We start from the raw sequence: 9352 nt of genomic DNA, 5'->3' as shown, positions 1-9352 counted from the left end.
AAGCCGGTGGTGGATGGTTAATACCCCCTACGGCCTTACCTCCGAGTGTATTGGCCCCTGGATACCCGCCTTCGCGGGTATGACGAGTGTTTGCAGGCCGAGCGCGGCCCCGCGACCCTTGTCGCGCAACGTCTGGCGCCCAAACCGGTGGTGGATGGTTAATACCCCCTACGGCCTTACCTCCGAGTGTATTGGCCCCTGGATACCCGCCTTCGCGGGTATGACGAGTGTTTGTAGGCCGAGCGCGGCCCCGCGACCCTTGTCGCACAACGTCTGGCGCCCAAGCCGGGGGTGGATGGATAACACCTCCCCCCTACGTTCTTATCCCCCAGCGTGGTGGCCGCTGGATACCCGCTTTCGCGGGTATGACGAGCCGTTCGCAGGCCCGGCGCGTGTTTCCCAACCACTAGGCACCTGGAGGTGCCACCCGCCGCCTCGCCCGCTACAATGCGCGCTTGCCATGCCACGCCCGATAAAAAAGAAGAAGCCGCCATGTCCTTGCCCCAACACCATCTGGAACTGCTCAGCCCCGCCCGCGATGTGCATATCGCCCGCGAGGCCATCCTGCATGGCGCCGATGCCGTGTACATCGGTGGCCCGAGCTTCGGCGCACGGCACAATGCCTGCAACGAGGTGAGCGAGATCGCCCAGTTGGTGGAATTCGCCCACCGCTTCCATGCGCGGGTGTTCGTCACCCTCAACACCATCCTGCATGACGACGAGCTGGAGCCGGCCCGCGCGCTGATCCATCAGTTGTACCAGGCCGGTGTCGATGCGCTGATCGTGCAGGACCTGGGGGTGATGGAGCTGGACATTCCGCCCATCGAGCTGCACGCCAGCACCCAGACCGATATCCGCACCCTGGAGCGAGCCAAGTTCCTCGACCGCGCCGGCTTTTCCCAACTGGTGCTGGCGCGGGAGCTGAACCTGCAGGAAATCCGCGCCATCGCCGAGCAGACCGATGCCGCCATCGAGTTCTTTATCCACGGCGCCCTGTGCGTGGCCTTTTCCGGCCAGTGCAATATTTCCCATGCGCAGAACGGTCGCAGCGCCAACCGCGGCGATTGCTCCCAGGCCTGCCGCCTGCCCTACACCCTGAAGGATGACCAGGGCCGCGTGGTGGCCTTCGAAAAACACCTGCTGTCGATGAAGGACAACAACCAGAGCGCCAACCTCGGCGACCTGGTCGACGCCGGCGTGCGCTCGTTCAAGATCGAGGGGCGCTACAAGGACATGGGCTACGTGAAGAACATCACCGCCTACTACCGCCAGCGCCTCGACAGCATCCTCACCGAGCGCCCGGACCTGGCCCGTGCCGCCAGCGGCCGTACCGACCACTTCTTCGTGCCGGACCCGGACAAGACCTTCCACCGCGGCAGCACCGACTACTTCGTCACCGACCGCAAGATCGACATCGGCGCCTTCGACACCCCGACATTCACCGGCCTGCTGGTGGGTCAGGTGGAAAAGGTCGGCAAACGCGACCTGATCGCCGTGACCCATGAGCCGCTGTCCAACGGCGACGGCCTCAACGTGCAGGTCAAGCGCGAGGTGGTGGGCTTTCGCGCCAATATCGCCGAGCTGAAGCAAGAGTTCGAGGACGACGGCCAGAAACGCTGGCGCTACCGCATCGAGCCCAACGAGATGCCGGCCGCCCTTAGCCGCCTGCGCCCCGACCACCCGCTAAACCGCAACCTCGACCACAACTGGCAACAGGCCCTGCAGAAAACCTCGGCCGAGCGCCGTATCGGCCTGGCCTGGAAGATCACCCTGCGCGAGGATCGCCTGCAACTGACCGCCACCAGCGAGGAAGGTATTCAGGCCAGCGTCAGCCTGAATGGCCCCTTCGGCGCGGCGAACAAACCCGAGCAGGCCCTGGAGCAACTGCGCGACCTGCTTGGCCAGTTGGGCACCACTATTTACCACGCCGAGGCAGTCGAGCTGGATGCGCCGCAGGCGTACTTTATCCCCGCCTCGCAGCTCAAGTCGTTGCGCCGCGAGGCCATCGAGGCGCTGACCGAGGCTCGCGTCGCGGCCCACCCGCGGGGCGGTCGCAAGGCGGTCAGCGTGCCGCCGCCGGTCTACCCGGAGGCGCACCTGTCGTTTCTCGCCAACGTCTATAACCAGAAAGCCCGCGATTTCTATCACCGTTATGGGGTGAAGTTGATCGATGCCGCCTACGAGGCCCATGAAGAGCTGGGCGAAGTACCGGTGATGATCACCAAGCACTGCCTGCGCTTCTCCTTCAACCTGTGCCCCAAACAGGCCAAGGGTGTCACCGGCGTGCGCACCAAGGTCGCGCCGATGCAGCTGATCCACGGCGACGAGGTGCTGACCCTGAAGTTCGACTGCAAGCCGTGCGAGATGCATGTGATCGGCAAGATCAAGGGCAATATCCTCGGCCTGCCCTTGCCGGGCAGCGCCGCCACCCAGGTGGTCGGCCATATCACCCCGGAGGATCTGCGCAAGACCATCCGCAACAAGCCGGGCTACAGCCACTAGCCCTGTCGCGCGCGGCATGGCGTGCGGGGGCTGGCGCTAACCACGCGCCGAGAGCGCCCTACGTATCCTTAACCGCTCAGACGCGACCTGGTTAAAAATCGACGGCTGGACCCCGTGACGCAGCGCGTAACAGGCGGCATGCCCACGCGGAGCGTGGGAACGATCACTTATGCTTGTGCTGCCACGCCGGCTGGTTAAGGTCGACTGCTGGAGCTCCGGACGCAGCGCGTCAAAGGTGGCATTCCCACACGGAGCCTGGGAACGATCAGCCAAGGGATGGCACGCCCACGAAGTGCCTTGGCGCCGCCAAGAGGCGGGCATAAAAAACCCGGCCATCGGTAAGAATGGCCGGGTTGGATACGACTTAACCCGATCAGGCTTTGTCGATACCGCTTTTGATCGCGTCTTTCACTTCACCCTTGAGCTGCTGGGCCTTGCCCTTCACTTGCTGGGCATCACCTTCGCCTTCCAGGCGCGGGTTGTCGGTCGCCTTGCCAAGACCTTCCTTCACTTTACCGATGGCTTCGTTGGTATGGCCTTTGATTTTGTCGGTTGTGCTGCTCATGTAACACCTCGGATTTAAATGGGATACAGAACATGGAGCCCAGCCCACCGAAATCGTTTGGTTTTTTTTGACGAGCGGGTCGGCACACGAACAGTGGCGGTTGGCCATGATTGACCAGGGCGGCACACGCCGGGCTGACGCTAACCACGCGCCGAGGCCACCCTACCTGTTCTGGTTTTTCGCAAGACCTGTGCCGCCCGGCTCTCAGGGCTGCCCAAACACCGCCGTCCAGTAGATGCCCGCATCGCTGCGCGGGTCGACCGCATAGGACGCACCCAATTCGCCGAACTGCGGATTCATCAGATTGGCGCAATGCCCTGGGCTGGCCAGCCAGCCGTCCACCACCTTGGTCGCGTTGTCGCGCCCGGCGGCAATGTTTTCCCCGACTTGGGGGCCAGCGTAGCCAGCGATTTCTGCGCGATCGCCGGGTGTGTGGCCATCGCGGTCGCGGTGGTCGAAGTAGTTGCCATTGGCCATGGCGCGGCTGTGGCTGTCGGCCACGCTTGCCAGACTGGCGTTCCACACCAGCGGCGCCGCTGCGGCAAAGGACTGGCTACCACACTGGCGTGGCTGCCCGCGCAGTACATTGATCAGCGCCAGCAGTTTCTGCCCCTCCGCAGCCCCGTCGCCCAGGCCGCCACCTAGCATCTGGCGCGCCAGCACAATGCGCCAGTCGCGGTCCACACGGCTGACCCCGACGTCGACGAACTGCGGATCCAGCACCACCTTGCAGAAACTCTCGCGCAGCACGGCCATGGCCGCCTGCGCATCCCGTGGCCCGGACAGCCGGATGGCCTGAACGTTGACCATCGGGTACGCGGCGCGACTCAGCGCCTGCTGCAGATCCCCCACCCCCTCGACCGGCAGAACCAGGCGCGGGTCAGGCACCAGCGGCGGCAGCTCGGCGTACGCCTGGTCCACGCAACGCTGGGCCTGGCTGCGGTAAACATTCAGCGACTGAATCAGCTGCGCCTCATCGGCGGCACTGGCCATGGGGCTCAGGCTCAGCCACAGCGACAAGGAGGTGAAACACAGCATTATTGACCTGATGCGCATGGACAGCTCCCGGAACTCGATTGCCCTTATGATGCGCGATTGCGCGTCCGCGCGGGGCAAAAGGCGACGAGGTTTTCCACAAAAGACCGGCAGCTGATCCGCCCGTTGCCATACGCCACAGCCTTGGTGGTGGTCAAACAAGACGCCCTCCAGCCAAGCCGAGGGAACTTGCCCGGCGGTGGGGAGCCCATACCTAGGTACCGGCACCGTTTTGGAGGTAATTGCCATGAGCGACCCCGACAACACCCTTAATGAGCCTGAATCGAAAAACCAGCAGGCACCCCTCACGCCACTGCCCGACGAGGTGGTGGAAAACCTGGAGAAACAGGCACCGCTGCCCGCGCCCATCCCCGACCCAGGGCCGATGTAGATCCGCCCCAAACGCCAACGCGATGACACTGCGCTCGTTCGAGCCCCGGAGGGCGCGCAACTCCCCTTACCTGCTGCAAATGGGTACAAACGGCCTGATTTTGTAGTCCCCTTAGTTCCCAGCTACCGACCAACGGAGATTCCGTTCGTCTTGGAACGCTTAACCTTGTGCCGCCCGCACAGATAATCCACTCGCGTGCCGAGGCAATGCCGGTCTCCGGTGGTTCTCGCGAGCGGAGTCTCTTTGCCGCCTGGCCCGCCCGGTATCCGGGTGTCGTTGGTTGTCCGCGTCTTCCGGGATCGTCATGAAAAAATCGTTATTCGCTCGTTACCGCCGTGCCCTCGGTGCCGCCTCCCTGAGCCTGGCCCTGCTGGCCGCGGCGGGCACGGCCTACTGGTATTCGCAGCCGCCCGTAGCGGCTCCCCAAGGCGATGCCGCCTCCCGAATGCTGCAGGAGCTCGAGCAGTCCACCGCGCCCTGGACCGCCCAGCGCCGCGACCTGTCGGCCCTGGTCAGCGACATGCGCGGCAGTCGCATCGCCAGCGCCGCGCTGAGCCAGACCGCGGTGTACGTCTCGACCCTTGACGGCCAGCGCTACTGGCTGGCGGACCAGTCGGGGCGGATCGGCGAAATGATCCTGCGCGACTACAGCCGTGCTGGCGCCACCCTGTTCCCGGTCACCCTGTTCGACACCGATGGCGAGCTACCCTGGTACCAACCGCTGAAGCGGAACTGGCCGCTGTGGCTGCTGATTCTGCTCGGCCTGGGTGTGGCAGCCTGGAAACTGCGCCCGGTGCAGCTGCTGAAAAAAGGCACCGGTGTGCGTTTCGCCGATGTGATAGGCGCCGGCGAAGCCAAGCTGGCGCTGCAGGACGTCACCGCCTACCTGCGCGACCCGGCGGCCTTCGCGGCGCTGGGCGCCCGACCGCCCAAGGGCGTGTTGCTGACCGGCGACCCCGGCACCGGCAAGACTCAGTTGGCCAAGGCCCTGGCCACCGAGTGCGAGGCGCATTTTATTCAGGTCAGCGGCAGCGATTTTTCCTCGATGTACTACGGCGTCGGCATCCACAAGGTCAAGTCGCTGTTTCGCACCGCGCGCAAACACGCGCCCTGCATCATCTTTATCGACGAGATCGACGGCATCGGCCGGCGCAGCGAGCAGACCCGCTCCAGCGATGGCGAGGGCAACCGCATCGTCAACCAGTTCCTCACCGAGCTCGACGGCTTCAGCGCCGATACCGGCGTGTTAGTGCTCGGCGCCACCAACTTCCCCAACTCCCTGGACCCGGCCCTGGTGCGCGAGGGGCGTTTCGACCGCAGCATCTGCGTCGGCCTGCCGAGCCTGTCCGAGCGCGAGCAGCTGTTTCGCCTCTATGCCGAAAAGATCACCGCCTGCGGCGCGGTCGACCACGCCCAGCTGGCCCGTAACAGTGTGGGCCTGACCCCGGCGGCCATCGCCTATATCGTCAACCATGCCGCCCTGCTCGCCGCCCGCACCCAGCAGGTTCAGGTGACCATGCGGCACTTCGTCGACGCCCTGGAAACCTGCCGCATCGGCGAGCAACCGGTGGGCGCCAGCGCGCTGTCGGAGACCGACCGCAGCCGCATCGCCGTGCACGAGGCCGGCCACGCCATTATCGCCGCCGCGCTGAACTGCGGCCGGGTGGAGAAGGTCACCATCCTGCCACGCGGCCAAGCCCTGGGCGTGACCCTGGTAACGCCGTTGGAGGACAAACGCCTGCACCTGGAATCCGAGCTGCGCGCGCGCATCCAGATGCTACTGGCCGGTCGCGCCGCCGAGCAGCTGTATTTCAACGAAGTGTCCTCCGGGGCCGGCCAGGACCTGCACGAGGCCAGCAAACTGGCCCTGTCGATGGTCGGCTCCCTGGGCATGGGCCCCAGCGGTTCGCTGCTGAGCCTGCAGGCGGTGCGCGATGCCCACCTGGACAGCGACCCGCGCGAAGCGCTGCAGGCGGCGGACAACCTGCTGCAGCAATTGAGCCGCGACTGCATGACCCTGCTGCAACGCCTCAAACCGGCGCTGGATCGCATCAGCGAGCGGCTGCTGGCCGAAGAGACCGTGCCCGGCGACGCCGTGGTCGAGGCCGTGACCGCCTTGCTGAGTACAGCGGCCGAACAGAATCACTGGCGCCCAGGCCATAGCCGCCATCTGGAACGCGTGGCCAGCAGCGCCTACGACGGCCTGGACCCGCTGTTCGACCTCGCCAACCTGGAGGAACCCGACGCCCCTCCGGGGCCGGGCATGGCCTGAGGTCATTGAGCATCAATCCCGGCTTGCTGACCCTGGCTACCGAACGTTTTTTTGGTGACGAGGACGAGGCCCGGTACTGGCTGCAAACACCCCATCGGGCGCTGGGTGGCCTGCGCCCCGTGGATGCCGAGCTCGCCGCGGTGATCGAGCTGATCGGTCAGTTGCAACACTGGACCTCACCCCGCCGCTGATCCCAGCCGGCAAGCATGGCAAGATCCCGTTAGAAACCAGGCCGCACGCGCCAGGCCCAAGCCCAGCAGCCCGGAAGTTCCGCGCCAGCGCCCAGCAGCCAACGCCTGCAACTTTTGTCGCCCACTCTCTCGGTCGAATCCGCTTCGTCCACCTTTGTGCCCTGAAGCGCGGCTACGCGCCTGCGCAGCCTCACTGAATCCGGCCCTGGAAACGAAACGGCACGGTGTCACATTAATGGGGTGCGCCCTGGGTTAGAGTCGCTCGGAATATTGCCTCCGTTTTCCCCTACCCAAAGGATTTTGCTGCCGTGAGAACACGTCTGCTTGCGCTCGCCCTGCCTCTGCTGCTGATCGGCTGCAGTCAAGCCCTGGACTATTCGGTGGACAACCCCACCGGCGCCCCCTTGAAGCTGCAGATCGACGGCACCGCGTACGAGGTCCCGGCCCACGCCGCGACCGAAGTGACCCTGGAACCCGGCGCGCACAGCCTGCGCAGCGAACAATTGGGGGAGGTGAAGTTCATCGTTTATCGCAACGGCAAGAGCGGCCTGATCAACCCCACGCTCAGCGATTATGTGATTGCCCGTGAGACCTATATCACCGACGAAGCCAACGCGAAGAATTTCGCCGATATCAAAACCCCCATCGTCATCGAGGGGGTGACGTTCGAAGCCAACCATGAGCTGACCCGTGCCCTGTTTATCGATAAACAGTGGACGCTCGGCGTGCGGGAACCCTTCCCGGAGACCATGGAGATCCATACTCCGGACAAGCTCGGCGGCAATTTTGTCGCGAAGATCTTCACCGCCAAGGACTACATCGCCTATTTCGAAACACGCAACGAGGTGCCCGGCTATTTCGAGCAGCAGCGCCCCGAGACAGTCCCCAGCGTGCTCCGTGAAGTCGAAGTGGCGCCCCCCCTGCCCGAGCTGCCGCCAGAACTCGAAGCCCACGCCAAGCCGATGCGCGAGCTGTTCGCCAACTACCTGAAAGCCACCGATGCGTCCGAGCAGGAGCGCCTGCAGGACGCCTATTTCGATACGGTGATGGCCTACACCAGCGCCGCTGCGCCCCTGTACAGCAAACTGACCCGCGAGGCCAACGAGCAGGCTAACCAGTTCATCTTGACCGAGGGCAAAGCCATTGGCAGTTCGACGGCGGTCATCGCCAAGTAACCGCGGCGGCGGTTTTACCCTGGGCCCGCGCAGGGGCCAGGCCGCCTTGACCCGCGCCCGGCGGCAGGGACGCGGCGGCGGGGCGGCGGGGCGATGCCCCGCCAGCGGCTGACGGACCCGCGCTGCTCAGGCCTCTAGCCGCGCATTACGCCGCACCGTCTGCGGCGGCTGCCCCAGGGTGCGCATAAAGGCGCGGCGCATGCGCTCACGGTCGGCGAAGCCGGTTTCCCGGGCAATCATATCCATGGACAGGCGTCCCTGCTCCAGCATCAGGCGCGCCGCCTCGACCCGCAGTTGCTCGACCGCCTTGGCCGGCGATTGGCCGGTCTCGGCGCTGAAGGCCCGGGTGAACTGGCGGCGGCTGAGGTGAGCGGCCTCGGCCAGGTCCTCCACCGACAACGGCCTGCTCAGGTTGCGCTGGGCGAAGTCCAGGGCCTGCTGGATACGGTCGGACTTGGGCTCCAGCGCCAGCAAGGCGGAGAACTGCGACTGCCCGCCAGCACGCCGGTGATACATGACCAGGTTGCGCGCCACCGCGCGCGCCACCTCCGTCCCCTGGTCGGCCTCGACCATGGCCAGCGCCAGGTCGATGCCCGCGGTCATGCCGGCTGAGGTCCAGATCGGACCATCGGCGATAAAGATCCGATCATCATCGAGGTTCAACCGCGGGTAACGGCGCTGCAGCTCACGGGCATAGGCCCAGTGCGTGGTGGCTTGGCGGCCGTCGAGCAAACCTGCCTCGGCCAGGACAAAGGCGCCGGTGCAGGGCGCCGCGACTCGCCGGGAACTGCGCGACGCCTGGCGCAGGAACTCCATCAGCACTGGTGTGAAGACGAAATCCGGCTCACCCGCCCCCACCAGCAGGGTGTCGAAGGTACGCGCGTCGAACGCCTCGGTCTGCACGCTGAAGCCGACCGAGGTGGGTACCGGCCCGCCGCGTTCGGACAGCAAGCTGATGCCATAGAGCGTTTCACCGGCCACCCTATTGGCGGTCTCGAAGACAGCCATCACCGCCAAACCCAGCACATAGAAGTGCGGAAACACCACAACACCGACGCTCTGCATAACCCCTCTCCGGCGGCGTCCCAAAACGCTGCTTATATGACCTTTAGGCCAATTTTAATCCCGCTTAATCTGGGCCGCAACAGCACCGCCACCACTCCTGGTCCCGCGGTGTTGCCAAGGGTCCACCCAGGCCCATACCCCGTTCTTACGACAGCG

8 protein-coding genes are annotated in these 9352 nt (G+C 65.2%); 5 read left to right on the top strand and 3 right to left on the bottom strand.

Annotation, left to right across the window (positions count from 1 at the left end):
* The first annotated feature begins 492 nt into the window (after positions 1-492).
* Positions 493-2502: a peptidase U32 family protein gene (locus ABWY06_RS16445; protein ID WP_353926646.1), complete on the top strand. Its 2010-nt coding sequence runs from the start codon at positions 493-495 to the stop codon at positions 2500-2502.
* Between the two features lie 373 nt (positions 2503-2875).
* Here the strand turns inward: ABWY06_RS16445 and ABWY06_RS16440 are convergent, their stop codons facing one another.
* Together ABWY06_RS16440 and ABWY06_RS16435 are read right to left on the bottom strand one after the other, a co-directional pair.
* Entirely contained in the window at positions 2876-3067 is a 192-nt protein-coding gene (locus ABWY06_RS16440; protein WP_353926645.1) for a CsbD family protein, read from the bottom strand.
* Positions 3068-3271: 204 nt separating this feature from the next.
* On the bottom strand, positions 3272-4123 hold the full coding sequence (locus ABWY06_RS16435) for a CAP domain-containing protein (protein WP_353926644.1): 852 nt from the start codon (positions 4121-4123) through the stop codon (positions 3272-3274).
* Between the two features lie 226 nt (positions 4124-4349).
* Between ABWY06_RS16435 and ABWY06_RS16430 the strand changes: the two genes are divergently transcribed.
* From ABWY06_RS16430 to ABWY06_RS16415, 4 genes are all read left to right on the top strand, one after another.
* Positions 4350-4493, top strand: coding sequence for a hypothetical protein (locus ABWY06_RS16430; protein ID WP_353926643.1), 144 nt, complete (start codon positions 4350-4352; stop codon positions 4491-4493).
* 304 nt (positions 4494-4797) lie between these two features.
* Positions 4798-6765 (top strand): AAA family ATPase, encoded by a 1968-nt coding sequence (locus tag ABWY06_RS16425; protein WP_353926642.1) that lies wholly within the window; start codon positions 4798-4800, stop codon positions 6763-6765.
* A 5-nt stretch (positions 6766-6770) separates the two neighbouring features.
* On the top strand, positions 6771-6956 hold the full coding sequence (locus ABWY06_RS16420) for an antitoxin Xre/MbcA/ParS toxin-binding domain-containing protein (RefSeq protein ID WP_353926641.1): 186 nt from the start codon (positions 6771-6773) through the stop codon (positions 6954-6956).
* A gap of 308 nt (positions 6957-7264) precedes the next feature.
* Entirely contained in the window at positions 7265-8131 is an 867-nt protein-coding gene (locus tag ABWY06_RS16415) for a hypothetical protein (RefSeq protein WP_353926640.1), read from the top strand.
* A 126-nt stretch (positions 8132-8257) separates the two neighbouring features.
* On the opposite strand, the gene ABWY06_RS16410 is transcribed toward ABWY06_RS16415, so the two are convergent.
* Positions 8258-9196 (bottom strand): GlxA family transcriptional regulator, encoded by a 939-nt coding sequence (locus tag ABWY06_RS16410; RefSeq protein WP_353926639.1) that lies wholly within the window; start codon positions 9194-9196, stop codon positions 8258-8260.
* Between the last annotated feature and the right edge of the window lie 156 nt (positions 9197-9352).

The sequence above is a fragment of the Pseudomonas sp. genome (genome assembly GCF_040514055.1).
In the GTDB taxonomy this organism is placed as follows: domain Bacteria; phylum Pseudomonadota; class Gammaproteobacteria; order Pseudomonadales; family Pseudomonadaceae; genus Aquipseudomonas.
This window is presented reverse-complemented; position numbering and strand designations above follow the sequence as displayed.